This is a genomic window from Microcoleus sp. S13_B4 (genome assembly GCF_036700885.1).
GTDB lineage: Bacteria > Cyanobacteriota > Cyanobacteriia > Cyanobacteriales > Microcoleaceae > Microcoleus.
In genome coordinates, this window is sequence record NZ_JAUBPU010000038.1 from 29301 (window position 1) to 55012 (window position 25712).

28 protein-coding genes and 1 pseudogene are annotated in these 25712 nt (G+C 46.3%); 16 read left to right on the plus strand and 13 right to left on the minus strand.

Features of this window, described 5'->3' with window-relative positions; all coding sequences use genetic code 11:
- The first annotated feature begins 35 nt into the window (after positions 1 to 35).
- Complete coding sequence (locus QT994_RS18660) at positions 36 to 266, plus strand: hypothetical protein (protein WP_333046561.1); 231 nt, start codon at positions 36 to 38, stop codon at positions 264 to 266.
- A gap of 165 nt (positions 267 to 431) precedes the next feature.
- Here the strand turns inward: QT994_RS18660 and QT994_RS18665 are convergent, their stop codons facing one another.
- Positions 432 to 977: an NADPH-dependent FMN reductase gene (locus QT994_RS18665; RefSeq protein ID WP_333176980.1), complete on the minus strand. Its 546-nt coding sequence runs from the start codon at positions 975 to 977 to the stop codon at positions 432 to 434.
- A 340-nt stretch (positions 978 to 1317) separates the two neighbouring features.
- Between QT994_RS18665 and ftsH the strand changes: the two genes are divergently transcribed.
- Positions 1318 to 3252, plus strand: coding sequence for an ATP-dependent zinc metalloprotease FtsH (gene ftsH, locus QT994_RS18670; protein WP_333046562.1), 1935 nt, complete (start codon positions 1318 to 1320; stop codon positions 3250 to 3252).
- A gap of 183 nt (positions 3253 to 3435) precedes the next feature.
- Here the strand turns inward: ftsH and QT994_RS18675 are convergent, their stop codons facing one another.
- Positions 3436 to 4056 carry a M23 family metallopeptidase gene (locus tag QT994_RS18675; RefSeq protein ID WP_445243923.1) on the minus strand — a complete coding sequence of 207 codons (621 nt, stop codon included), beginning with the start codon at positions 4054 to 4056 and terminating at the stop codon, positions 3436 to 3438.
- Positions 4057 to 4253: 197 nt separating this feature from the next.
- Positions 4254 to 4439, minus strand: coding sequence for a hypothetical protein (locus QT994_RS18680; RefSeq protein WP_333176949.1), 186 nt, complete (start codon positions 4437 to 4439; stop codon positions 4254 to 4256).
- A 33-nt stretch (positions 4440 to 4472) separates the two neighbouring features.
- Here QT994_RS18680 and QT994_RS18685 point away from each other — a divergent pair, with 33 nt between their 5' ends.
- Positions 4473 to 4853 carry a hypothetical protein gene (locus QT994_RS18685; protein WP_333046563.1) on the plus strand — a complete coding sequence of 127 codons (381 nt, stop codon included), beginning with the start codon at positions 4473 to 4475 and terminating at the stop codon, positions 4851 to 4853.
- A 244-nt stretch (positions 4854 to 5097) separates the two neighbouring features.
- Here the strand turns inward: QT994_RS18685 and QT994_RS18690 are convergent, their stop codons facing one another.
- Positions 5098 to 5907: a phytanoyl-CoA dioxygenase family protein gene (locus QT994_RS18690; protein WP_333176951.1), complete on the minus strand. Its 810-nt coding sequence runs from the start codon at positions 5905 to 5907 to the stop codon at positions 5098 to 5100.
- Between the two features lie 169 nt (positions 5908 to 6076).
- Between QT994_RS18690 and QT994_RS18695 the strand changes: the two genes are divergently transcribed.
- Both QT994_RS18695 and QT994_RS18700 read left to right on the plus strand, forming a co-directional pair.
- The gene (locus tag QT994_RS18695; RefSeq protein WP_333176954.1) at positions 6077 to 7525 is read left to right on the plus strand and encodes an ATP-dependent DNA helicase RecQ; all 1449 of its coding nucleotides are present in this window, start codon (positions 6077 to 6079) and stop codon (positions 7523 to 7525) included.
- Positions 7526 to 7720: 195 nt separating this feature from the next.
- Positions 7721 to 8686, plus strand: coding sequence for an RluA family pseudouridine synthase (locus tag QT994_RS18700; RefSeq protein WP_333176956.1), 966 nt, complete (start codon positions 7721 to 7723; stop codon positions 8684 to 8686).
- Between the two features lie 216 nt (positions 8687 to 8902).
- On the opposite strand, the gene QT994_RS18705 is transcribed toward QT994_RS18700, so the two are convergent.
- Together QT994_RS18705 and QT994_RS18710 are read right to left on the minus strand one after the other, a co-directional pair.
- A complete protein-coding gene (locus QT994_RS18705) occupies positions 8903 to 9661 on the minus strand; it encodes a phycobilisome rod-core linker polypeptide (protein ID WP_333176958.1) in 759 nt (252 codons plus the stop codon).
- Positions 9662 to 9891: 230 nt separating this feature from the next.
- Positions 9892 to 10488, minus strand: a complete 597-nt coding sequence (locus QT994_RS18710; RefSeq protein ID WP_333176960.1) for a phycobiliprotein lyase — start codon at positions 10486 to 10488, stop codon at positions 9892 to 9894.
- 135 nt (positions 10489 to 10623) lie between these two features.
- Here QT994_RS18710 and QT994_RS27885 point away from each other — a divergent pair, with 135 nt between their 5' ends.
- Positions 10624 to 10887: an NblA/ycf18 family protein gene (locus QT994_RS27885; protein ID WP_445242210.1), complete on the plus strand. Its 264-nt coding sequence runs from the start codon at positions 10624 to 10626 to the stop codon at positions 10885 to 10887.
- Between the two features lie 233 nt (positions 10888 to 11120).
- Here the strand turns inward: QT994_RS27885 and pstB are convergent, their stop codons facing one another.
- From pstB to pstS, 4 genes are all read right to left on the minus strand, one after another.
- Complete coding sequence (gene pstB, locus QT994_RS18720) at positions 11121 to 11921, minus strand: phosphate ABC transporter ATP-binding protein PstB (RefSeq protein WP_333046572.1); 801 nt, start codon at positions 11919 to 11921, stop codon at positions 11121 to 11123.
- A gap of 126 nt (positions 11922 to 12047) precedes the next feature.
- Complete coding sequence (pstA, locus tag QT994_RS18725; protein WP_333176962.1) at positions 12048 to 12941, minus strand: phosphate ABC transporter permease PstA; 894 nt, start codon at positions 12939 to 12941, stop codon at positions 12048 to 12050.
- A 34-nt stretch (positions 12942 to 12975) separates the two neighbouring features.
- A complete protein-coding gene (gene pstC, locus QT994_RS18730) occupies positions 12976 to 13932 on the minus strand; it encodes a phosphate ABC transporter permease subunit PstC (RefSeq protein ID WP_333046575.1) in 957 nt (318 codons plus the stop codon).
- Positions 13933 to 14282: 350 nt separating this feature from the next.
- Positions 14283 to 15464 (minus strand): phosphate ABC transporter substrate-binding protein PstS, encoded by a 1182-nt coding sequence (pstS, locus tag QT994_RS18735; RefSeq protein WP_333046576.1) that lies wholly within the window; start codon positions 15462 to 15464, stop codon positions 14283 to 14285.
- Between the two features lie 383 nt (positions 15465 to 15847).
- On the opposite strand from pstS, the gene QT994_RS18740 reads away from it, so the two are divergent.
- The 8 genes and pseudogenes from QT994_RS18740 (at position 15848) to QT994_RS18775 (ending at position 20736) form a co-directional block, all read left to right on the plus strand.
- A complete protein-coding gene (locus QT994_RS18740; RefSeq protein WP_333046579.1) occupies positions 15848 to 16426 on the plus strand; it encodes a biotin transporter BioY in 579 nt (192 codons plus the stop codon).
- Positions 16427 to 16647: 221 nt separating this feature from the next.
- Complete coding sequence (gene lspA, locus QT994_RS18745; protein WP_333046580.1) at positions 16648 to 17157, plus strand: signal peptidase II; 510 nt, start codon at positions 16648 to 16650, stop codon at positions 17155 to 17157.
- A gap of 339 nt (positions 17158 to 17496) precedes the next feature.
- Complete coding sequence (locus QT994_RS18750) at positions 17497 to 19134, plus strand: radical SAM protein (protein ID WP_333176964.1); 1638 nt, start codon at positions 17497 to 17499, stop codon at positions 19132 to 19134.
- A 114-nt stretch (positions 19135 to 19248) separates the two neighbouring features.
- A pseudogene (locus tag QT994_RS18755) lies at positions 19249 to 19362 on the plus strand (SRPBCC family protein); the annotation flags it as partial.
- 34 nt (positions 19363 to 19396) lie between these two features.
- Positions 19397 to 19726, plus strand: coding sequence for a type II toxin-antitoxin system RelE/ParE family toxin (locus QT994_RS18760; protein WP_333046584.1), 330 nt, complete (start codon positions 19397 to 19399; stop codon positions 19724 to 19726).
- Between the two features lie 4 nt (positions 19727 to 19730).
- Entirely contained in the window at positions 19731 to 20090 is a 360-nt protein-coding gene (locus QT994_RS18765; protein WP_333176966.1) for a transcriptional regulator, read from the plus strand.
- A 12-nt stretch (positions 20091 to 20102) separates the two neighbouring features.
- The gene (locus tag QT994_RS18770) at positions 20103 to 20564 is read left to right on the plus strand and encodes an SRPBCC family protein (RefSeq protein WP_190745192.1); all 462 of its coding nucleotides are present in this window, start codon (positions 20103 to 20105) and stop codon (positions 20562 to 20564) included.
- Positions 20548 to 20736 carry a CPXCG motif-containing cysteine-rich protein gene (locus QT994_RS18775; protein ID WP_006635525.1) on the plus strand — a complete coding sequence of 63 codons (189 nt, stop codon included), beginning with the start codon at positions 20548 to 20550 and terminating at the stop codon, positions 20734 to 20736. The genes QT994_RS18770 and QT994_RS18775 overlap by 17 nt, the downstream gene beginning before the upstream one ends.
- A gap of 103 nt (positions 20737 to 20839) precedes the next feature.
- On the opposite strand, the gene QT994_RS18780 is transcribed toward QT994_RS18775, so the two are convergent.
- From QT994_RS18780 to QT994_RS18790, 3 genes are all read right to left on the minus strand, one after another.
- Complete coding sequence (locus QT994_RS18780) at positions 20840 to 21583, minus strand: gamma-glutamyl-gamma-aminobutyrate hydrolase family protein (protein WP_333176969.1); 744 nt, start codon at positions 21581 to 21583, stop codon at positions 20840 to 20842.
- A gap of 194 nt (positions 21584 to 21777) precedes the next feature.
- Complete coding sequence (locus QT994_RS18785; protein WP_333176971.1) at positions 21778 to 22440, minus strand: DUF2834 domain-containing protein; 663 nt, start codon at positions 22438 to 22440, stop codon at positions 21778 to 21780.
- 117 nt (positions 22441 to 22557) lie between these two features.
- Complete coding sequence (locus QT994_RS18790) at positions 22558 to 23805, minus strand: FAD-dependent oxidoreductase (protein WP_333176974.1); 1248 nt, start codon at positions 23803 to 23805, stop codon at positions 22558 to 22560.
- A gap of 8 nt (positions 23806 to 23813) precedes the next feature.
- Here QT994_RS18790 and QT994_RS18795 point away from each other — a divergent pair, with 8 nt between their 5' ends.
- Both QT994_RS18795 and QT994_RS18800 read left to right on the plus strand, forming a co-directional pair.
- Positions 23814 to 24044 carry a hypothetical protein gene (locus QT994_RS18795; protein ID WP_333046591.1) on the plus strand — a complete coding sequence of 77 codons (231 nt, stop codon included), beginning with the start codon at positions 23814 to 23816 and terminating at the stop codon, positions 24042 to 24044.
- The gene (locus QT994_RS18800; protein ID WP_333176977.1) at positions 24035 to 25426 is read left to right on the plus strand and encodes a glycoside hydrolase family 10 protein; all 1392 of its coding nucleotides are present in this window, start codon (positions 24035 to 24037) and stop codon (positions 25424 to 25426) included. Before QT994_RS18795 ends, QT994_RS18800 begins: the two co-directional genes overlap by 10 nt.
- Positions 25427 to 25712 lie beyond the last annotated feature (286 nt).

The following is a 25712-nucleotide window of genomic DNA, read 5'->3' on the forward strand; positions in this document are numbered from 1 at the left end:
GGAACTCCCCGCCCGATTATTTTAGGATTCTCACTATGGAACCTGCAGACACTTATAAAGGTTGGATTATTCAATCTCAGAAAGTCTTCTACGTCGAGGTTTGGGATAGTCGTGGCAACCGCCACGTCGCCGTCCAAAATGCCAAGACTGAGGAGGAAGCTTTGGAATTGGCCAAAAACTGGATTGACAAATATGAGTCAAAACCCGGAAGAATGCCGATCGACGTACCCCATCCTTTCGGAGACATGATCGATATGCCATTTTAACTCTGTTGACTGTTGACTGTTGACTGTTGACTGTTGACTGTTACATTACAGCTTGTAGGGTGCTCTACTAGAGAAAAAAGCTCTTCAAATCAAGAAATTATGGCAACTGACGCATCCGAATAATAGGCCAGTTGCGTCCAGGAGTGCGTTTTTCCTGAAATACAATTACGAAATTCCTTGCAATTTCCGCGTATTTTCTACCAAACTCCGAGCAAATTCGTCGAACCTGTCAGACAGTTTTTCATCCAACAATTTACCATCAGGACTAAAAGCTTTCCAAGCTTGTCCGATCGCAATTTGTTCGGGAATTACCCAAGCGTGTACCCATCTCAAAATGGTTCGCAAATCGTTGAGTGCGTTGCTGTTAACTTGCCCTCCCAAAACGCTAATCGCACCCGCAACTTTCCCGTCCAAATGCTCAAAACTCATCAAATCCAGGGCATTCTTGAGAGCACCGCTGACGCTACCGTGATACTCCGGGGTTGCCAAAATCAAGCCGTCGGCTTGCTTAACCGCATTCTGCAGCTTTTCCACATCCGGGTAATCGATATAATCATTCTCACCATTGCAGAATGGCAGATTGAGCGATCGCAAATCGAAGATTTCAACTTCTGCGCCCAGGGCCTGCGCCCGTTCTGCTGCCACCTCCAATGCTAACTGGCTGTAGGAGCCAGCCCGCAAACTTCCACCAATGCCGACTACTTTTACCATAAAGCTTAAAAACAATAACTGTCTTCCTAAAACGTACTCATTACGAGTATGATTAACATAGCAAGTTCGATAGACAACTGTCAATCGATTTTAGATTTTAGATTTACGGATGGGGCCCAGAAACCGGGTTTTTTGAGCAAAATACTTCCTTGCAGCCCCCAGATTAGGTAAAAAACCCGGTTTCTAGAGGAACAGTGGATTCAAAACCCCCCTCTTGAGGGGTCTCTTGAGATCCAGCGAGAGATAAACCCATTCAACACTCGCCATCTTGTTAAAATAAATGAACGTAGCAAACCAAAAGCGGTCAATCTTGGCAGTCTTCAACCTTGGGCAAAGCAATATGAAAAATTCTTGGAAACACGCATGGCTGGGGCATCTAGCTGTAAACAAAGACAAATCGAGCCAGAATCCTAAAAAATCAATTCCAGGACGGAATCTTTGGCGCATCCTGGGCAGTTTGGTGATTTCTCAAGGAATATTGCTCTCGACCCCGGTGTTTGCCGACAGCGCGCCAAACACCATGAGTTACAGCCAACTGATCGACAACATAGAAAAAGGGCAAGTCAGTAAAATCGAAGTAGACGAAACTCAAAAAACTGCCAAGGTTAAGCTAAAAAATCAAAAAAGCGATTTAACCCAATCAGTTAGTCTGTTTGACTACAACAACCGAGAACTGTACTCGCAAATCCGCGCCAAAAAGATTGACTTTGAAGTCAAACAAACAGCCGACAACGCCGCCGCAGTCAGTTTAGTAGTAAACTTGCTAGTGATTTTTGCAGTGTTGGCAGTGTTGATGGCAATCCTGCGCCGATCGACCCAATCTCAAGGAAATGCCATGAACTTCGGCAAATCCAAAGCTCGTTTCCAAATGGAAGCCAAAACCGGCGTGATGTTCGACGACGTAGCAGGCATCGAAGAAGCTAAAGAAGAACTGCAAGAAGTCGTAACCTTCCTCAAAAAACCCGAACGGTTCAACGCCATCGGCGCCAAAATTCCCAGAGGAGTTCTGTTAATCGGGCCTCCAGGAACCGGCAAAACAATGCTGGCAAAAGCCATCGCAGGGGAAGCAGCCGTCCCCTTCTTCAGCATCTCCGGTTCCGAATTTGTCGAAATGTTTGTCGGAGTTGGCGCCTCCCGCGTCCGCGACTTGTTCCGCAAAGCTAAAGAAAATTCGCCCTGCATCGTCTTCATCGACGAAATAGACGCCGTAGGAAGGCAGCGCGGCGCTGGTATAGGCGGCGGCAACGACGAACGCGAACAAACTCTCAACCAGTTGCTGACAGAAATGGACGGCTTTGAGGGTAACAGTGGCGTGATTGTGATTGCAGCTACTAACCGCCCCGACGTACTCGATACCGCCCTGCTGCGGCCAGGCAGGTTCGATCGCCAAGTAACGGTAGATTTGCCCAGTTACAAAGGGCGTTTAGGGATTTTGCAAGTTCACGCGCGCAACAAAAAACTCGACCCAGAAGTTGCCCTAGACACGATCGCCCGTCGCACTCCCGGCTTTTCCGGCGCCGACTTGGCAAACTTGCTCAACGAAGCAGCAATTCTCACCGCGCGGCGTCGTAAAGACACTATTAGCAACTTAGAAGTTTACGACGCGCTCGACCGGATCACGATCGGGCTTAGCCTCAACCCGCTGCTAGATAGCAAGAAAAAGTGGATAGTAGCATACCACGAAGTCGGACACGCCCTAGTCGCGACCATGCTCAAAAATGCCGATCCACTTGAAAAAGTAACGATTATTCCCCGTTCCGGCGGTATCGCAGGCTTTGCTAAGTTTGCCCTCGACGACGAAATGCTCGATAGTGAAGGTTTGAGGAGTCGGGCTTGGCTGTTAAGCCAGATTACAGTAGCCTTGGGGGGACGGGCGACAGAGGCTGAAGTTTACGGCGATGCTGAAGTAACCATGGGTGCCAGCGGCGATATCAAAGCAGTTAGCAGTCTCGCGAGGGAGATGGTAACGCTTTATGGAATGTCGGATTTGGGGCCTGTGGCTTTGGAAAGTCCGAACAATGAGGTGTTTTTGGGTCAGAGCTGGAATTCGCGATCAGAGTATTCCGAAGAAATGGCAATCAAGATCGATCGGCAAGTCCGGGAAATTGCCTTTAACTGCTACGAAGAAGCTCGCCGGATTATCCGTGAAAACCGCCATTTGGTAGACAAACTTGTCGAAGCGCTGTTGGATGAAGAAACGATCGACGGCGACGAATTCCGTCAAATTGTCTCTCGGTACAGCGAGTTGACCAAAAAAGAGTTGACACCGAGGTAAAGAGTCAGTTGGCAGTGGTCAGTGGTCATTCGTTATATCATGTCCGCCTAATCACTTACGATATGTCCGCAGGGAGTGAAACCAAGCAATCGCAATGTTTCTGCGATTGCTTCTCTACGGTCGCAATGACAAGTGTTTAACCGGACAATATATTATTGGTAATAACTGTCAACTGTCAACTGTTTAAGATTGTTGCGCGTACATTTCCCGCAGTACCAAAGCCGGGTCTACCCAGCGGCCGCCGTACTTCAATCCCCAGTGCAAGTGAGGCCCACTCGTGCGGCCGGTCATCCCAACTCTGGCAATTCTCGCACCCGCAGGCACAGTTTGACCCTGCCAAATTTGCAAGGTACCTTCGCTATCGGTATAATAACGCCCGCCGTTAGCCGTTAGCACTCGGCCTCTGAGGTGACAGTAGATGTGTTCCCAATTTCCAGATCGCACCACCATACCAGTGCCGCACCGGCCATCTTCCCAAACTTCCACTATTTGCCCGGCCCACCAATTGCGGATATAGCTGCCTTCCGGGGCCGCCATGTCCAAACCGTAATGAAAATCTCCCCCGCGGGGGCCGAAGGCGGAAGTGTATGTTTCAAAGTTTTCGACTGGAAAAGAAGCTTCTTGCCACAAATTACCCGTCGCTACTCTGCTTGGTAAGCCTGACTGAGCTTTGACCACCTGCTGCTGCAAATAAGGGCTGATTAACACAATGCCGATCGAAAGTGCCAGCAGCAGCATCTGTCTGAGACGAAAAAAGCGTTTTACCGTCAGCGGGCCTCTAGAGTCTTGCAGGATTTTTTTCACGGCTCAAAGTTAAATGTGTGTGTGAGTGTGCGTTGTCTGTTAGGCTCACATCTTGCACCCTTGTCAATAAAGCTTTCAGGGGCGGGCTTTCCGGCCCACCAAAAAAATCATTCTTTGTGGAACGGGTATCTTCCCCGTTTCTGAGAAGGGTGCAAGATGTAAATTATGCCAATTCGCTGCAAGATTGGCTTTGAGCTCTACCCGCGATCGCGAATCAGTTTATCAACAACGTGTATCTTACTCCATCCAAAACCCGTGTCAAGGCTTCCGGGTAAATGCACAGGGGTGATAAAAAAAAATTGGTCGAGGAATTCGTGCTGCGGTTGAATTCGATCGAGCTTTTGCTTGACACTATAGTTAAGTTCGGGGATTTTGGATGTCATCCAAAATCTCAAATTCATAACACACATCAAGCAATGCTTACTGAAATTTTTCCCTTTAGTTTTGCGATAGATGCAACTGCGATCGCCGGTGCGTCCTTGTGGTCTTTGGCTTTGTACTGGGGTTTGTCGCCCCTGACAGAATGGGTAATCCTGCAACTCAACCGCTGGATGAATTTTGCCGAAAGATCCCTCTACACGTCGGAAGCCGAGTTTGAAAGAACCCGCCAAGCGAGAGAAGCTCAAAATGCCTTTTACGCTTCGCTGTTGAGCATTTTGCCCTTTTTGATTGTGGGCGGATTGTGCAATTGGGGGGTCGAATTGTCTCTGGGCACTGGTTGGGCGGTATCTATGGGTACGATCGCCTGTATTGGTGGCGGCGTTTACGAACTCGGCCGCCGTGACGGTCAATCTTAGGCGATTTTAGATTTTGGATTTTGGATTTTGGATTGCTGAAGATATTCGGGAATTCGCAGGGTTCTAGAATGGACGATCTTCTCAAATCCAAAACTCAAAATCTAAAATAGACGAGCAATTACATAAATTTTTGAGAGGGCCCGTCAACCGCAGATCTAAGGCAGACAAACACAGATAAACGCAGATAATTGCCTGTTATGGGGAGGCAATTAATGCAATTTAAGTCTCAAATTTATCATATATTTCACCCGTAATTTGACTCGGGATGCTTGCCTAAAAGCCGCAGTTGCCGTTCAGTAGCGGTAGCGATAATTTCGGGGTTAAACTGCCACGGCCAAGGCGAAAATTTCTGCGCTATGTTGCGGTGGGAATAATGCACTTGCAGTAAGTAGCGAGTTCCATCTGTGGTCGTATTTCGGCCGCCGGAGTGCCAAATTTCACTGCGAAAAAATAACACATCTCCGGCTTTGCATAAAACTGGTTCTGGGGAGTGTCCGTGCCAAGTTTCTTCCCCGCGATCTGGTTTTCGACCAGATTTGTGACTGCCTGGAATAATGTAGGTAGGACAGAGGTCTTCTGCGATGTCGCTGAGATAGAAATGGGCTGTACAAATCCATACTGGCAGTTGAAAAGTGCGATCGGCAAACACGCTTTCGGGCACGGGTACAAACACCTGATCAACGTGGACGCGCCAACCATCATAACCGGGCCCGCTTTTCCACGCAGTCATGCCGATAATGTGGCAATCGCTGCCCATTAATGCTTCGGCTAATTCAATGATACCGGGTCGATCGGCATAGGAGAGCCACAGGCGATCGCGATTAAAAACGCATTTAAAATGCTGGTTCAATTCACTCCAACTGCTACCATCGAGTCCGAAGGGTTGCAGGCGATCGAGTGCTTCCTTGGTTTGCGCCACTTCCGACGGACTGAGTACACCAGGAATCAGCGCAAAACCATCTTCATGCACTGCTTCTGCTAGACCTGCGGTATCGAAAAGATCACAAGTCTTTTGCCGATAGCTGAAAACTTCGCTTAACGTGCTTGCGTTCATAATTCCAAAAGTAAAATTATTAACTGTTATTAAATTAACACTTATTCTGGTCGATACTTGCATACTATGAAACCAGCCACCCGGTTTATTTGTACATCAGGACTTACACAAAATTTAATTATGTAGGGCACGCACTGCTCACATTACGTCTGATTTGGGGATAAATCAAATGAAATACCAACCAGAACCAACATCATTAAATCAAGCCCGCGCCGCCTTCCAAAAAATCTGGGGATACGACGACTTTCGCCCACCCCAAGGAGAAATCGTCGGTAGTTTATTAGCAGGAAAAGATACAATTATAATTATGCCGACAGGTGGTGGCAAATCAATCTGCTTTCAACTGCCAGCTTTGTTACAAACAGGCTTAACGTTGGTAGTTTCGCCGTTAGTCGCACTGATGGAAAATCAAGTGCAAGAATTGCGAGATCGCAATCTCCCCGCTTCCCTCCTCCACAGTCAATTGCCAACACCGCAGCGCCGACAAACTATGCAATCGCTGCAACAAAACAAATTAAGATTGCTGTACCTGTCTCCCGAAACATTACTCAGCAAACCAGTTTGGGAAATTATCAGTCAGCCACACATCCAAATCAACGGTTTAATATTAGATGAAGCTCACTGTTTAGTGCAGTGGGGCGATACTTTTAGACCAGCTTACCGCCGTTTGGGCGCAGTGCGATCGGCTTTGTTGAAAGCTAAACCAGCAAACAGTAAAATTGCGATCGCAGCTTTCACCGCTACCGCCAACCCGGAAGCACAGCAGACAATAAAAAATGTCTTGCAACTGCAAAAACCCGAAGCCTTTCTGCTAAGTCCCTACCGTTCTAACCTGCACCTGCAAGTGCAAACAGTCTGGACGCCGAGAGGACGCAAACAGCAGTTATTAACTTTTATTAAAGCTCGACCAAAACAAGCAGGTTTAGTGTATGTCCGCACTAGAAAAGATAGCGAGAACTTGGCGGATTTTTTGGAAGATGCTGGTTATGAAACAGCAGCATATCATGCAGGTTTAAGTCCAGAATCACGAAGAAAAATAGAAAAAGCTTGGCTGAACAATGAGCTTAAATTTGTGACTTGTACCTCAGCATTCGGTATGGGAATTAACAAGCCAGATGTCCGGTGGGTTGTTCACTTTCAAGCACCTTTGCTATTATCGGAATACATTCAGGAAATTGGTAGAGGCGGACGTGACGGCAAATCGGCGATCGCCCTGACATTGATTAGCGAACCCACGGGTTTGCTTTATCCCGAAGATAAACAAAGAGGGCAATTTTTTCAAGATAAATTGCGATCGCAATACCGAGAAGCTCAGCAATTAGCCAAAAAACTGCCAGTTAAAGGCGATATAGAAGCTGTTTCCCATGAATTTCCCCAAAGCGATCTCGCCCTTTCAATCTTGCACAGCAGCGGACAATTAACATGGCAAGATCCTTTTAATTATGCGATCAACAAATCCGCACAGCAAAAAGCGGAAAAATCAAACTTTACCGCTGCTGAGGAAATGGCAAAATATCTCAAACATCGCGAGTGCAGGTGGCAATTTTTGCTGCAAGCTTTTGGGTTTGCCAAGGAAGCTACATCAATGCGCTGCGGCCACTGCGATAATTGTCGATAGAATAGACGATTATACTCAAGCGACTTAACCACTCCAACCAAAGAAACCGGGTTTTTTACCCAGTCTGCGGGCAGAAACGAAGTATTCCAGTGAAAAAACCCGGTTTCTCGCTACCCGTGCGATCGCGAACTAACTCACAGATGTTATGATTAAGATATTTGCTTTACACACTTGGCAAAAAATAGTAAAAAGTAAATGATAGAAACAGACACTGCGGCGCAGATTTACACAGTAGAAAATACAGAGGAATTCGATCGCAGTAATGTCAATCAGCGATTAGATATTTGGCTGTCAAACCAGATACCGGACTTATCCCGATCGCGAATCCAAAGCCTCATATCACAAGGCAACGTCAAAGTCAACGACGAAACCTGCACCTCGAAAAAAATCTCAGTAAAAACGGGCGATCGCATCCACCTCACATTACCTGAAGCCCAGCCCACTTCCTTGCAGGCCGAAGCAATTCCCCTCGACATTCTCTACGAAGACGACAGTCTAATTATTATCAACAAACCCGCCGGATTAGTAGTCCATCCAGCCGCCGGACACCAAGACGGTACATTAGTCAACGCTCTGTTAGCGCACTGTCCCCTAGCAGAAATAGGCGGAGTTCAGCGGCCGGGAATCGTGCACAGATTAGACAAAGATACAACAGGTGCGATCGCGATCGCCAAAACCGACATAGCCCACCAACACCTGCAAGCCCAACTCAAAACTAAAACAGCCCGCCGCGAATATTTAGGCATAGTTTACGGCGCTCCCAACACCGAAACAGGCACAATAGACCTACCCATAGGGCGGCATCCCACAGACCGGAAAAAAATGGCGGTAGTACCAGTAGAAAAAGGCGGTCGCCCCGCAGTTACTCACTGGACAATCAAAGAAAGAATCGGCAACTATTGCTTAATGCACTATCAATTAGAAACCGGCCGCACCCATCAAATTCGCGTGCATACAGCGGAGATAAAACATCCCATTGTCGGCGACCCGATGTACAGTTCCAACCGTTCTATCGGCGTCAATTTAACCGGACAAGCTCTCCACGCATGGCGGCTGACATTGCAGCATCCCGTAACAGGAGAATTAATAGAGGCGATCGCACCTTTACCCGATCAATTCAACACTTTGTTAAAAATATTGCGATTGCGCTCTCACACTTGATATTGTGGGCCTAGGGCATAGGGCATAGAACATTAGTAATTGGTAATGACAACAGACAACAGTCAACTGACAAAAAATTATGAGTCCCGAGTTTTGGATTCCAAGTTTATCAAAAAACTCAAACCTCAAAACTCAAGACTCAAAACTCTCTCAGCCTAAAAGCCGATCGATTCAGTCGATCGCCCGACACAAATAATCGCATCAGGGCAGCATCAATTACCGGCGACGGGGAACCATCGTGTCGATATTGATATTAGCTAGAGGCACGCGCTGCGGCGGAGTAGCAGGCATGGGCATATTGCGCGCCATACCCAAATAGTTCGACGGATCGCCAGCCTTCGGTTGCTGCTCTTGAGGAACAAAACGGCGCACGCCAGTCTGCCAGATGATTTGCGGGAAGCCAAGCTGCGAACGGTGGTATTCGCTGTAGCGGGGCGTCTTCAAGTTGAAAGGAGTGTCCCCTCCAACTCGCTGAGGCAAAATTCGGCGCTGCTGGTAAGGTATTGTGTCATAGCCGAACTTTTCCAGGTACTCTTCGCTATTGACCAACTCGTCAATAAAGCCTTGAGGCCCCTTATTGGCTACCACGATCGACCAAGCAATCTTTTCGCGCTCGCTGTACACATCCCGGCCCAAAATGCGCTGCACGCACATTTCCACAAACCGATAGTTGCTGTTAGTTTGGTAATTCCGCTCTAGGAAAGGAGAAGAAGTCGCCAAACCGCGAATAAAGTCCCGCACAGTAATTTGGCCGAACTTGAGTTGCGACTCCAAAGACTTTTGGCGGTTGCTCTTGAGGATTTGGTGTTCGCTGTAAATCTGGCGATATCCAGCCCAAATCAAATTTTCCATGTCTCCAGACGAGAGCACATTTTCAGTTGTGAAAATTCTCGGCTGCTCGTCGCTCCCCACTTCAAAACCAGCAACGCGCTGGTTTTGGCTCTTGGGGGCGTAGCTTAATAAAGGTAGCGCCACGTTAAAATCTCCGTTATCTCAAATTTCAGAAATAGTTGACACCGTGAGCTGCCAGCATAACGGATACAACTAACCAACATACAGATTAGGGGATTCCCGCAATCTAAATCTGATTTTCCTGAATTTTTGCAACAATCTGTAACATTTGTTGACTGTTGTCAGTGGGCAGTGGGCAGTCAACACTCAACAATCAACAGTCAGCAGTCAACAGTCAACAGCCAACAGCCAAATTACCAGCCCAGAGCCGAATAAAACTCGCTGGCGGGTACTTGATCGGCTGCTGCTTCTGATGTTGCATCCGAGTCTGGTTGCACCCGAATTTCGGTACAAAAAGTCGATGTGCTGAAACCGCCAAAGCGCTTTACGGTACTCGTCCGCATCCGCACGTTCGGATTAGCAAACCAGAAACGCTCGATCGAACTCATCGTCTCGTATTCCGTAATCAGCAGCAGCCCATCCTCATCATCCATCTCAAAACGGCCAGCCACCGGCACAATTTCCGCATAGCCGCGTTCCCGCAACATCAAACCCTGCCGGGGATTTTCAGGATCGGGGACGATCGCGAACACCGTAGACCCTTTATGATTCTCATCATCCTTATCCCACGCCATCGAGCCGTGCCAAGTCACAAAAGCCCCCCCAGCAGCCCGGCTCGGATCGACTTCGTGCATCTTGCAAATCTCGGCGACTCGCGCGTCATCCGCACCCAGCGCCGTTACCTGAATATTTGAATCCCCAATTTCCGCTTGGCGGAAAGCGAGGTGGTGAGTGCTGCGCTGAGAACGCCACTCCCCAGCACTGCTTTGAAAAAACTCCATTGCATCCATACGAACTAGCTCCTTTGGCTTAGGCTTCCCTGTCTTTACGCCTTTTTATGATAAGGCTCCCCCCACTTTGATGTACTTTTGCGACACAAATTAGTTTCAAAATGTGTACTTTGGACATATTGTCAAGGGAATGTTATGATAGTTTACAATGTAGGAGACACAACAAATCCTGCGAAACGTCATTCCGATCAATTTCGCATCAATCTCAGCAAACTGGAGGAGCGATTTATGGATATGCCTACAACCAGCCTCAGCATGGAACAGCAGTTCAAACTTCAAGTGCTGCGCGAAGAAGTCAAAAGGTTAAGCCAAGACCAAGCTCAGGAATACTTGCTCGAAGTTATGCGGCAAAACATGGTAAAAGAAAACCTGTTCAAGCATTGGATGAAGAATATGTGAACTCTTCGAGCATTTCTTCACAAAAATCAGTGGCTTGTATCTGCAAAAAGTGCGATCGAGCTTTTAATTATAAAATCCAGAATCCCGCTTTCTCCAAGAAAGCGGGATTCTAAATTCCGAAAAGCTTTACGCGGTTTTTTTTGTCGCTACCAGACTCAGCAAATTAAATGTTTTTAGTCTCAAGCGAGAGGGAAGAGAGTTTGTGTAGCGATAGCTTTCAACCTGTCGCGAAATCAACCAAAACGGCCACTCACATAATCCAAAGTAGACTCTTCCTTCGGACTTTGGAAAATTACCTCAGTCTTGTCACACTCCACAAGATAGCCAAACCGCTTCCCATCATCAGAAAGTTTAGCATTGAAAAAAGCAGTCAGGTCAGAAACGCGAGAAGCCTGCTGCATATTGTGAGTAACGATCACGATCGTATACTTCTCCTTGAGTTCCCGCATCAACTCCTCAATCTTAATCGTAGAAATCGGGTCAAGAGAAGCGCAAGGTTCATCCATTAACACTACATCAGGATTAATCGCGATCGCCCTAGCAATACACAAACGCTGCTGCTGGCCACCCGAAAGAGAAAAACCGCTTTGCTTCAACTTATCCTTCACCTCATCCCACAAATAAGCTTGGCTGAGCGACTTTTCCACCAGCTCATCCATATCTCCCTTATAATTGTTTACCCTCGCACCGTAAGCAATATTGTCATAAATCGACTTCGGAAAAGGATTCGGCTTTTGAAACACCATCCCAATCTTGCGGCGCACCGCCACAGCATCAATATCAGGATCGTAAAGATTTTGACCGTGGTAATCAATTCTACCCTCTAAACGAAAACCGTTAACTAAATCGTTGAGGCGGTTAAAACACCGCAGAATTGTACTTTTACCGCAGCCCGACGGCCCAATCAAGGCAGTAATGCGATTTTTGGGAATCTCCATTGAAACATTTTTAACCGCGTGAAAAGCGCCGTAAAAAACATTGATATTTTCTGTTCGTAAAACTGTTTCCGTTTGCTGGTCTAAATCTATCATCATACAAGTAACAATCCAATCGAATTTTACAAACTAAGCCGAAAATGTTATTGGTTATCGGTTGTTAATTATTGGTTATTAGCCTTACCCAGCGACTAACAAATAACTAATAACTAATGACTAATGACTTCAATAAACTTTTTGGCGAGTAGCCCAGCGAGAAAGAATACTCGTCAGCAAAACCATCAACACCAAAATCAAAGATGCCGCCCAAGCCAATTCTTTCTGTGCCTTAAAAGGAACCGTTGCAAAGTTGTACACCAAAACCGAAAGACTCGGAGTTGGCTTATCAAATCCTGCCGGCCAAAAAGGCGAATTCAGCGCCGTGAAAATCAAAGGAGCAGTTTCTCCAGCGGCGCGAGCAATTGCCAGAGTCACACCGGTTAAAATAGCCGGAATTGCCGCAGGCAAAACCACCTGCAAAACTGTTTGATAATTAGAAGCACCCACACCAACCGAGGCCCATCTAATATCTTGCGGGACGATTTGTAGAGCTTCGTCAGTAGTCCGCACAATCGTGGGCAACATCAGCACAGCCAGCGCCGCGCCCCCTGCAATTGCCGAAAAACCTCCCATATTTACCACGAACAAACCGTAGGCAAATACCCCGGCAATAATCGAAGGAACTCCGCTGAGGACATTAGTAGCAAAGCGCACCCAGCGAGCTATTGAGCCTTTGCTAAATTCAGACAAATAAACGGCGGCCAATACACCAAAAGGAACAGCAATTAGAGAAGCAATTCCTACGGTCATTAACGTACCGACAATTGCATTCGCGATACCGCCTCCCGATAGTCCGGGCGGCGGTGGCAGCTTGGTAAACAAATCTAAATTTAGGCGATTGAAACCTTGTACGGTGACGTAGGAAAGCACGGCAAACAAAGGTAGCAGAGTGATGGCCAGACTAGCTCCAGCCAGTACAGTCATCGCCAGATTAAACAGCGCTTGCGGGCTGTTTTTAACCTTCTTTAAACTGCCTGTTTTTGATACCAAAGGATTCTCGTCGGAGACGCTATTTGACATAAACTAAGACTATGTAGGAAATGGCGGCAAACTTCTAGTTGTACTTCGCTCTTACTTGAGAAACAATCCACTCTGCCAAAATATTAACAATCAGTGTCATAATAAACAGAATTAGCCCAGTGTACATCAGAGCTGCTACTTGCAACCCGGAGGCTTCCGCAAACTGATTGGCCATCAAAGAAGCAATAGTATTTGCCGGAGCTAGCACCGAAAAACTTAACTGATTGGAATTGCCAATTAACAGAGTTGCGGCCATTGTTTCTCCCATGGCGCGACCCAGCCCGAGCATAATTCCGCCGACAATGCCGGAAAAAGCCGCCGGTACGAGCACTCTAAAAATTGTTGTCCAGCGAGTAGCTCCTAAACCTAGAGATGCTTGCCGCAATTCGGGGGGGAGACTTGCCAAAGAGTCGCGGGAGATAGCAGTAATAATGGGCAAAGTCATGATTCCTAAGATTACTCCGGCTGGTAACATTCCCGGGCCCACTGGCGGGGTGCTAAAAATCGGCAGCCATCCGAAAGTGCCGTTGAGAAACTTGCCGAGAGTGGTAATCATGGGAATCAATACAGCAATTCCCCACAAACCGTAGACTACGCTGGGAATGGCGGCTAAAAGTTCTACTAAAAAAACTAAAGCTGTACGCACTGGCAGCGGCAGAAAGTCCTCGCTCAAGAAAATGGCAGTCCCTACTCCTAATGGTACTGCAATTAAGAGCGCGATCGCCGAACTGACGATCGTCCCGTAAATCATTGGCAGCGCACCGTACTCTTCTTTAACCGGATTCCAGCTACTGCCAAATAGAAATCCCAAACCGTACTGTTGAATCGCCGGTAAAGCCCGATAAGCAACGGTGAGCGCGATTACGAGCAAAATTACACCAACTCCTATGGCCAAAATCCGCGTGAGCCAGATAAAGCCTTGGTCTAAGGATTTTTCTGCCCCAGAGCGCGATCGGGTCTGTGGTTGAGCGCTGTTATTATCTGAAATCATAGAAAAAAAACCAAATCTATAGTAGCGAAAAATAGTCTGTTTCCGAAAAAGCTAGAAGGAAGCAGAAAGAAAGACCATAAATAAAATCAAAGAGGGGCGGGTTTATTAATCCCCTGACTTTTCAACAAATATTTCTGGTCAAACCCACCCCTACACAGATGCACCGATTGTTACATAGAAGAGGGGCGGATTTATTAATCCCCTGACTTTTCAACAAATATTTCTGATAAAACCCGCCCCACAGAAATATCTCTCTTCGTTCTTCCTGATGTTTACCCGCACGCGCAATGCCCAAGGGCTTTTTTCCCTCTGACAACGGACAACAGTCAACAGTCAACAGTCAACAATTACTATTTGCCAACCTCAATCTTGTAGTCTGGGCTGATGCCGTCCGCGGCCGCTGCTACTTTTTCTTTAACGCTTTGGGGTAGAGGAACGTAGCCCAATTCGGAACTAACTTTTTGACCTTCAGTTAAGCCGTATTCAACCATTGCCTCGATGGCTTTGGCTTTGTTGGGGTCAGTAACTTTTTTGGGGACGAGCATCCAAGTGTAAGTGACAATTGGATAGGATTGAGCGCCTTCGGGGTCTTCGATAAATGCTCGCAGGTTTTCCGGCAGCGGCACAGTTGCTAAAGCTTGAGAAGCTGATTCGTCGGTAGGTACTACAAATGTGCCTGCTTTGTTTTGCAAAGATGCAAATTTGAGATTGTTGTTTTTGGCGTAGCCGTATTCTACGTAGCCGATGCTGCCGACGGTTTGGAGGACTTGGGCTGTGACGCCTTCGTTGCCTTTTGCGCCTACGCCTACGGGCCACTGTACTGTTTTGCCGTCGCCTACTGCACTTTTCCAGTCGGGGCTGATGGCACTCAGGTGTTTGGTGAAGACGGCGGTGGTACCGCTACCGTCGGAACGGTGGACGATTGTGATGGCTTGGTCTGGCAATTTAGCGGTGGGGTTGGCGGCTGCAATTTTGGGATCGTTCCAGTTGGTAATTTTGCCGGCGAAGATATCTGCGTAAACATCCCGTGGCAGTTTCAGTGGTTCGGTTAAGTCTGGTAAATTGTAGCCGATGACGATGCTGCCCGCTGTCATGGGCAGCAAGATGACGCCTTTGTCTGCTGGAACTTTGGCGATTTCGTCGTCTTTCATGCCGGTGTCGCTGGCCCCAAAGTCTACTGTGCCTTTGGTAAATTGTTCGACTCCGGCGCCGCTGCCTACTGATTGATAGTTAATTTGTACTTTGGGGTTGATTTTGTTGAAGTCTTGAAACCAACGCTGGTACAGGGGGGCGGGGAATGACGCGCCGGCTGCGGTGATGGCTACGTCTGAGGCGAGGGCAAGTTTGGTGTTTGTCGCTGTGCCCGTGGCTGCAACGGGGGATGCGCCGGGGGAGGCTGCGGTGTCGCCGGGGCTGGGGCTGCTGCTGGTTGTGCTGCCGCCACCGCAAGCTGCTAAACTCAGGGCGATCGCCATAGCCGAAATTGCTGTAGTCAGACGGTTTGGATTAATCAAGTTGAGACGAAAAAGCATAGGTATAAAAAATCTGCGATCGTTATATGGGTGTCCCGCATCAGCATAGCGCGCAAAAGTAAAGGTTAGGTTAAGAATCTTTACACTTAATCGCAAATTAATATTAATTAATATTATGAATGTTATTTATGAGCTTGACGATTGTGCATTTATAAGATATAGGGCAGAGAAATAGCTACGAAAACAAGCAGTCGATCGCCCGATCGCGAAATATTCCCCATTAAATTATCACAAGATCCAGGGTTGAGAACCAGAAAACCCTAGAATGGTGGTTTTTTTGACAGTAGTGCTACTATTAAGAATTTAAAAGCTGCGGGCATGGAAGCTTGCCTCTGACAAATGCCTTCTGCCTTATACCTTCTGACGAATGCCGTTTGATGATAATGCCTGCTCCTATTGAATTAATCTGGGCTGTTATTGGTTTGCTCCTGACGATAGGAGGCACTTTTTTGCCTGCATCTGTCACAATTCCTATTGGTTTGTGGGACGATCGAGGACTTCAGGCGTACTCTTTAGGTGTTACCTATCAAATTGGAGCCGTTTTGCTAGTAGGCTGCATGGGGGGAAAAAATGCTGCGGCTCTCTCGCAAATTGCTTATTTAGCATTAGGATTAACTTTGTGGCCAGTTTTTTCTCAAGGCGGCGGCATCGGCTATCTCAAAGAAGCGAGTTTTGGGTATTTGCTGGGTTTTGTGCCGGGTGCTTGGGTGTGCGGCTGGGTGGCTTTTAAGGTAGCTTCGCGGCTGGAATCTATGGCTTTTAGCTGTTTGTGTGGTTTGTTCACTGTTCATGCGATCGGCTTAATTTATCTAATTTTTACTTACTTGCTGCCTCCGGCAAAAAAAACACCTTTATTGGATGAGATTCTTAAATATTCGGTTTATCCTCTGCCAGGACAATTGGCGGTTGTTTGTGCGATCGCAGTGCTGTCATTTACTTTGCGCCGTTTGATGTTTTATTAATTGCGAAGGAAGAAGGAAGAAGGAAGGAGGAAGAAGGAAGAAGGAAAAAGGAAGAGATAACTCGGAATTGTGCAAAATAAGGTTATACTATCCTTGCCCAACGAGAGAGTCATCCCGTTAAGGCTGGGATTGCTGAGTTTCACTTCATTCTAGTGACAATAACCAGCGAAATTTGAGTAAATTATCTCATGCCCGATGCCCCCTATTAAATTGCTTAATTCATGCGTTTTAAAAGAAATCCCTTGTTCTGGATTGCTGCTGTTATCAGTTTAGTTTTAGACCACCTGACTAAGTTTTGGGTGGTGCAAAATTTTGACTTGACGATTCCTCCGCAGACGCAGCCGCTGTTACCCGGAGTGTTCCACTTCACTTATGTTGTTAATACTGGTGCCGCTTTTAGTCTCTTCAGCAATGGCGGGGCGATTTGGTTGCGCTGGCTGTCTTTGGGCGTTAGTGTGGGATTGATAGTGCTGGCTTGGTTTGGGCCGCGAATTAACCGCTGGGAACAAGCTGGCTACGGTTTGATTTTGGGGGGAGCACTGGGGAACGGGATCGATCGATTTGTTTCGGGCCATGTTGTAGATTTTATCGATTTTCGGATCATTCGGTTCCCGGTGTTTAATCTGGCAGATGTGTTTATTAATGCTGGGATTATCTGTTTGCTGATTGCAACTTTTCACAGTGCGCCGCCACCTAGAAGTCAGGACGATCGCAATTCTATTTCAGACTAACTTTCAACAAGTCAATGGATTTTCGATTTTCGATTTTAAATTAACCCACCCACGGGCTGTACCGTTCTCAGGTTTATCGGCTGGGGAACTCTTTTTTGCTTATCCACTGATGAATCGGGAGGCCTCGCAACCAATAGCTTTCGGTGATTTGTCAATAGTCAGTTATCAGAAGGTAGAGGTGTCAACTTCAGGCTAGAGTCATTTATGAGCTATAATTAGATTTTTTATTGCTAAGGCTAAACTTGCTCGCGATTCTAAGCAATGTGGTCACAAACCCCCGGATTTATCCGTGGGATAAATTCCCTAATCTAAAATCTAAAATCTAAAATCTAAAATCGGATGACTCCTAATCCCTTTGCTCAAGAACGCTTGCTATTTGCCCCAGCAACCCCCGATGCTGATGCTATCCCGACTATTTTTGCTTTTCCCAACGAGTACACGGTGGGTATTACCAGTCTCGGCTATCAGATAGTGTGGGCAACTTTGGCTGTGCGATCGGATATTGAAGTGGGCCGTTTATTTACTGATATCCGCGAACAACTTCCCCGACATCCAGAATTACTGGGATTTTCGCTTTCTTGGGAACTAGACTATGTAAATATTCTCAATTTATTGGAATCTCTAGAAATTCCGATTTGGGCGTCAAAACGAACTGATAATCATCCGATAGTCTTCGGCGGTGGCCCGGTTTTTACGGCTAATCCAGAACCTTTTGCCGATTTTTTTGATGTGATTTTGCTGGGAGATGGCGAACATCTCATAGACAATTTTATTGATGCTTGTAAAGAAGTCCGTACCGCCGACAGACCAACTAAATTGCGGCATTTAGCCCAAGTTCCAGGAGTGTACGTCCCCAGTTTGTACGAAGTAACTTATCTGGATGCAACTGAGGGTATTAAATCGATTCAGCCTGTCGATTCGGGAATTCCCAGTATGGTTGAAAAACAGACTTATCGCGGCAATACTTTATCGGCTTCCACTGTGGTGACAGAAAAAGCTGCTTGGGAAAATATTTACATGGTGGAAGTGGTTCGGAGTTGTCCAGAAATGTGCCGTTTTTGTTTGGCAAGTTATCTGACTTTGCCGTTTAGAACTGCGAGTTTGGAGGATTCGCTAATTCCGGCGATTGATCGCGGTTTAGCTGTGACTAATCGTTTGGGTTTGTTGGGTGCTTCAGTTACTCAGCACCCGGAATTTGAAGCGTTGCTGGATCATTTGAATCATCCGAAATACGACGGCGTGCGGCTGAGTCTTTCTTCGGTAAGGACGAATACGGTGACAGTTAAGCTAGCAGAAATATTGACCAACAGAGACAGCAAATCGGTGACAATTGCGGTGGAAAGCGGGAGCGATCGCCTCCGCACAATCGTTAACAAAAAACTCACTAATGATGAAATTATTCAAGCTGCTATCAATGCTAAGGCTGGCGGCTTAAAGGGAATTAAACTTTACGGGATGGCAGGAATTCCCGGCGAAGAAATGGAGGATTTAGAGGAGACGGTGGCGATGATGCGGGCGATTAGAAAAGCTGTTCCCGGTTTGCGGTTGACTCTGGGATGCAGCACTTTTGTCCCGAAATCTCACACTCCTTTTCAGTGGTTTGGAGTGAATAAAGATGCGGAGAAGAGGCTGAAGTTTTTAGATAAAGAATTGCGGAAGTTAGGTTTAGAATTTAGACCTGAAAGCTATAATTGGTCGGTAATTCAGGGTTTGTTGTCAAAGGGCGATCGGCGGTTGTCTCGGCTGTTGGAATTAGTGCGGCATTATGGCGATACTTTGGGCAGTTATCGGCGGGCTTTTAAGGATTTGCGGGGACAGTTGCCGGAGATGGATTTTTATGTTGTTCAAGAGTGGGAATTGGATCAGGTTTTGCCTTGGAGTCATTTAAAAGGGCCGCTACCGGAGGCGACTTTGAAGAAGCATTTGGCTGAAGCGATGAGTCATTTTAGGACGAAGGATTTGCAGTTGACGACTTAGGAAATAGCGGGATGCAAAAGATTGAAACTAACGGTTGCTGTTTGTACTGATACAGAGGATAATACTGCAAATGCTGAAACGCGATCACACTTAACTGTCTAGCCCAACGATACAATGCCCAATTTTAAATATTCGTCGCTGATTAATGCTACCGTTGAAGCAGTCTGGAACTTCCACGAAAGGCCGGACCTTCTGCAACTTTTGACTCCGCCTTGGCAACCGGTTCAAGATAAGATGAGGAGCGACATACTATAATACAATTATGGCAGAAGTCCAACCCAGGGAAATTCAGCGTTATGTTACCTCAGACGGTCAAGTGCCGTTTGATAACTGGTATGATTCGCTCCGAGATAGCAAAATTTCAACAATTATTGATAAAAGACTTAACCGAGTTATTTTGGGGAATTTGGGAGATTGTCAATCAGTTGGAAATGGAGTTTTTGAATTAAGGATAGACTATGGTCCTGGTTTCCGAATCTATTTTGGGCAAGTAGGAACAAAAATTATACTTCTTCTGTGCGGAGGAGATAAAAGCACTCAAGACCGAGACATTCGCCAAGCCATAGAATACTGGACAGATTATAGGAGTTAAAAAAATGCCTAAAAGTTTACCATATCATGACTTTTTGATGGCACGGCTAAAAAGCCCCAGTTATGCGGCAGTCTATCTCGAAACTCATTTTGAATTAGATGAAGGCGAAGAACCTGACGAAGCATTACTCAGACTTGCTCTCAGCAATGTAGCTGAAGCTCTAGGTCAACCAACAATGACTCCTGAAGAATATGAATTGCACTTAAAAAAACTGGAGGAATTGCTGTCGCAGCAAGGAAGTGATGCGATTTATAATCTGGGAAATTGGCTGAATGCTTTGGGATTGAAACTAACAGTTGCTGTTTGTACTGATACAGAGGATAATACTGCAAATGCTGAAACCCGATCGCACTTAACTGTTTAGCCCAACGATACAATGCCCAATTTTAAATATTCGTCGCTGATTAATGCCACCGTTGAAGCAGTCTGGAACTTTCACGAAAGGCCGGATATTCTGCAACTTTTGACTCCGCCTTGGCAACCGGTGAAAATCATTCGCCGCGAAGGGGGACTAGATGTGGGTGCTGTATCAGAATTTCGTCTGTTATTGGGGCCGATTCCTGTAAAATGGGTGGCGACTCACACTGAGTGCGAACAATATCGCTTGTTTGTTGATGAACAAACTGAGGGGCCGATGGCACGTTGGACTCACCGACACGAGTTTACCTCAGAAAATGGCAAGACTAGATTGACAGATGCGATCGCATTTTCGATACCGGGCGGCCCGATTGTCGATCTGTTGTTAGGTTGGTGGGTGGAAATGCGGTTAACAGATATGTTTCGCTACCGCCACGAAGTCACAAAAAGAGAGTGCGAGAAAGATGCAAACAACGGCTGAATATTACTGTGCTTTCTGCGGCGAACCGAGTACAACTTTTGTTGATATCAGCGGTGGTATGGAGCAATCTTATATCGAAGATTGTCAGGTTTGCTGTCGCCCGAATGTTCTGTATGTCAGAATAGATGAAGATACCCTGGATATTGAAATAGATACTGACTATCAAGAGTAGGCGGTTGAAACCGCTACTATACAAACGAAGTCTGCCTTCGCAGACTAAGAGAGTAAGGGGATATTTAAGCCGGATTTAGCATGAGATACTAAATGTGCAAAATTCACGCCGACAATTTTAAAGCTGATTGGGTAGAATTCATAAATCTTGAAGCTGCTGCTTCCACAAAAGCCTGAAAAATTCGAGAGTTGAACGAACAGTTTGGCGACATTTCGGGATGCCATTGAATTGCTATCATCCAAGGGTGATAGCAGTGTTCCATTGCTTCTACCAAAGTGTCAGGTGCGTTGGCTACAATTCGCCAATCGGATGTTACTTTCCGCACTGCTTGATGATGCCAGGAAACAACTGTTGTTGAAGTTTTTCCCATAATTTTTGCTAGCCGACTGTTTGGCTCAATTTCAATGGTATGCTCGATCGCACGCGGGGGAATTCCCGATCCGTGATTAACCTCGTCTCCGTAAGCATCCGGTACGTGAATCACCAAACTGCCACCGCTGGCTACGTTGAGGATTTGCATTCCCCGGCAAATCCCCAACACAGGTATGTCAGCCTTCAAAGCTAGCTTTGCTAAGTTTAATTCAAAATTGTCGCGTTCTGCATTAACCGAGTAAACTGTGCGATCGACATAACCGCCATAAAGTTCTGGGTTAATATCTCCGCCCCCGGAAAAAATTAAACCATCTACTGCATCCAAAATACTAGCCGGATTTAATTGATTGGGCGGCAGTAAAATTGGAATGCCACCAGCCGCCTGAACTGCATCAATATAAGTTCCATTTAAGCGATATTCGCCTGCTGGACAGCGGTTGGATGTTGTGATGCCAACAATCGGAAATTTTTTCATTTGCTAGAGACTGGGAGATAATTATTTACATTAATACTCAGATTTGGCACTATTTGTAATCAGTGTTTCATGGGCGGGCTAGGAGCCCACCCACAATAAAACTTACTTATTGTGGAACAGGTATCTTGCCTGTTTCTTGTCTGATTACTTGTGATTGATTCCTAGATTAAAGTGAGAATTGCCTGCACTGCTGTCTAATTTGTAACAGTTTCCGTATTAGTTTCCGGCAGCGGTTTGCGCGTACACAGATAAGCCAACGGCCCGAACAGCGGTAATAATGTTACAGCCCAAAATGCTGTAGAGTTCTGCATTCCTCGGCGCGCCCTATCGTCTGCCAATAAGGCAGGAAATAGTAGGCAAAGCATACAAAAATCTAAACTCATTACGTGTATAAAACGGCTGGTTTGCCACTGTCCAATAAAATCAGACCAATCGCCTTGTGTCAAGCCAAAGGTAACTAAACCAACAGCAGCTAATGTTAAGAAACTTCCAGTAAAACGGGAGTCTAATATCTTTAAAAAGATATTTTTATGACCGGGAAATTCTGGATTCGGTTCGCGCAGGGCTAAATAAGGCAGCAAGGCAACGGCGCCGACGCCAAAGGATAAAGTGGCAAATAGCCATGCAGGTATTTTCTGCCCCCTGCCGTCAGCAAATAAGACGCAACTGTAGATGAGCGGCCAGACTCCCATGAGGTTGAATAACGCTACAATTAAAGGGTTGATGTCTGCTATTTTGCCTGTGGAAATATTGGTAATTAGTGTGATTGTTTTTTCTGGGCTGTCGGGTGGTGCAAATACAAAGGCGTAGGTGATAAATGCAATCCAAAGCAGCCCAAATCCAATTTTTCTGAACATAGTTAGTTTTTCTTACTTCTGATATTACTATAGCAAGCTTAAAGGGTTTTTGAATAAGACTTTTTTAATTTACCGCTGTTGACGCAGAGGAAGAGAGGAGAATATCTGAATGTCTTGCTATTTGGTATTGCGGGTTTTGGGCAGATTGCTAAATTTTTGCATAAATTGGCGATCGATCCAATCTTTCCAGTACCACAGCAGCGCCGATTCCCACATGAAAGATCCGCGAGATGCGATCGCCCTTTTATTCCCAGTACCAATTAACCCTAAGTATTGTTCTTGCGGTGCAAAGGGTTTCAGCGGTTTTTCCAATAAAAACTGCTGCAAGTTTTCAAACAGCGGTTTGCCCTGACGCACGGCAAACACGCCTGCTTTCGGACGCGGATAATTAACCATCGCAGCGATATCGCCAGCCCCAAATACGTTGGGGTGAGAGACTGATTGCAGGCAATCGTTGACTTGCATAAAGCCGTTTGAGTCGGCTCCTAAACCGGATTCTCTTATCCAATTGGCTGCCGATGCTTGTGTTACCCAAAAAATGCGATCGCACTCTAATTCTAAACCTGATTTACAGGAAATTTGGTAATTGGTAGGGAATTGAGGATTGCTTTCTCTCTCAATCTTTTTTACTGCACAGACTTTTTCCTGCAAATGCACTTTAACGCCACGATTAATCAGAATTTCTTTAAGGCGGCGGCGCACGCGCTGATTGTGTCCCTGCATCAATTCAGCCCCGCTGTGAAACAAATGAATTTCTGAGGATAAATATTCTAAATTTTCTTCCTTCTTCCCTCTTCCCTCTTCCTTCTTCCCTCTTCCTTCTTCCCTCTTCCCTCTTCCTTCTTCCTTCCCCAATCGAGATTGCATATTTAATGCTAATTCTACGCCGCCTGCACCGCCGCCTACAATCGCGATACGCAGCGGTTTTTGGGGATGGTTTGCTCTTTCGGAAATTAACTGATTCCAGCTAGCTAAAAACTCCGGTACGGGTTTAGCTGCAATTGCATATTCAGCAGCACCCAGTACAGATAAAGTCTCAGGAGTGGTGCCGATATCCACAGAAAGCACATCAAAATTAATCGGAGGGTGAGTTTGACAAATAACTAAATTTTTGTTAAGGTCGATCGCGATCGCCCGATCGACCAATATTTGACACCCGGCAAATTCAGCGAGCGATCGCAAATCGATGTGACATTCATCATAATCGTAAAATCCGGCAACGTGCCCCGGCAGCATCCCCGAATAAGGCGCGTGCAGTACGTCGGTAATCAGAGTCAAACGCACTCCTGCCAGCGGTTTGAGGCCGAACATTTTTAATAGAATAGCATGACTGTGACCGCCACCAATTAACACTAAATGTTTCACAATTACAGATGTTCGATCGAAATGTTCCAGCACCGATATTGTACAGCACTCGAACTCCTTGGGCCGCACTATCCGGTAAGGAAAGCTTGCAGTGCGTAATTAATGATTTCCCAGCAGTTAGACAGAATGCTCTCACTTACCCTCTGTCTCTGAGATTATACTTAGCTCATTTGCGATCGCATAACATCAATCCACCCATTGCACTTAACCGATTTCACATTCAACGCGAATGGCTGTAGACTGTAGAGCGAGCAAATTTTATCACCAAATTATGCCGGGGTGTGTTTCAATAGCTAACTCACCATTCAAAACTATGACATTACGCATCATTCCGCGCAGTTGGCAGCGATCGATTAAAACTCTTTTCCCGCTTCTGTTTGCCCTATCATTGATTATAGTATTGCTGGCGAACAACTTCATTCCGGCGATCGCCCAGCAACCCCGCCAGGAAATTCGCGGCGTTTGGATGACGACAAACGACAAAGACATCCTCAGAGATCGTCGCAAACTAGGAGATGCTGTCAGCCAATTAAAGCGGTTAAATTTCAACACTATTTATCCTGTAGCCTGGAATTCGGGCTATGCCATGTATCCCAGCTATGTAGCGCAGCAAAGAGACATTCAACCCTTTGTTTACAGAGGGTTAGACGGACAAGATATGCTCGCAGATTTAATCGATAAAGCTCACCGCCAAGGCCTGCTAGTAATTCCTTGGTTTGAGTTTGGTTTCATGGCTCCTCCCACATCAGAATTAGCCACACTTCATCCCGAGTGGCTGACACAAAAACAGGACGGCAGCCAAACATCAAACGACGCCGGCGGCGAAGTAGTTTGGCTCAATCCCTTTCATCCAGAAGTGCAGCAATTCATTACCGAACTTGTACTAGAAATCACCACTCAATATAACGCGGATGGCATTCAATTTGACGACCACATGAGTTTGCCGTCGGAATTTGGCTACGATGACTACACAGTTGCTTTGTATACCAAAGAAACAAAAAAAGCTCCGCCCAAAGATTTTCAAAACCCAGCATGGGTGCAGTGGCGAGCCAATAAAATCACTGCTTTTATGTCGCAGCTAAATCAAGCCGTAAAAGCAGCCAAACCCAATGCAATTTTCTCGATTTCTCCCAATTACTACGAGTTTGCTTACAAACATCACCTCCAAGATTGGCGGACTTGGGTGCGTTTGGATATTGCCGACGAGCTAATCGTACAAGTCTACCATCCCAATCTAGAATCATTTGTGGACAAGATTAACCGTCCAGAAATGCAAGAAGCACAGCAAAAAATTCCCACCGGAGTGGGGATTATGACAGGTTTGAGAAATAATCCAGTACCGATTCATCAAATTAAATCTCAGGTGCAAGCAGTCCAAGGATACGGCTTAGGCGTCGCTTTCTTCTACTACGAAAGCTTGTGGGAAGATGCGCCAGAACCCATCGCCCATCGACTTTCTCAATTTAGCGATTTCTTCCCGTCTTCTGCATTCCGAACAGCTCTACAAATACCCAGACGCGCGGCGACTTTCCCTCCGCCTGCGCCACCCAAACCAGAGCCGAAAGCTAAGCCAGATCAACCTACCAAAAACAGCGCACCTTCGCCCTCGCCCACCACGTAAAAGAATTAAAGAGTCATCAGTCATTGGTAATTTTGTAGGGTGTGCCATTAGTCCGACAGTCCAACAGGGGTTTAAACCCCTGTCTCATAGCTGAAGTCGTCTAAAGACGACTCTAGCAATTCTATCAAAGCTGTTTTTGTATAAAGTTAGCGCAGAATATATGTGTAACTCTAATTTTCCAAATTGAGATTACTATTTGAGTCGGTTAAAACTGAGATCTTGCACCATTCTCAATTAGCCATACTGCCAACCACTAACAGTGATGTCAAAACCCTGCTGACGAGCT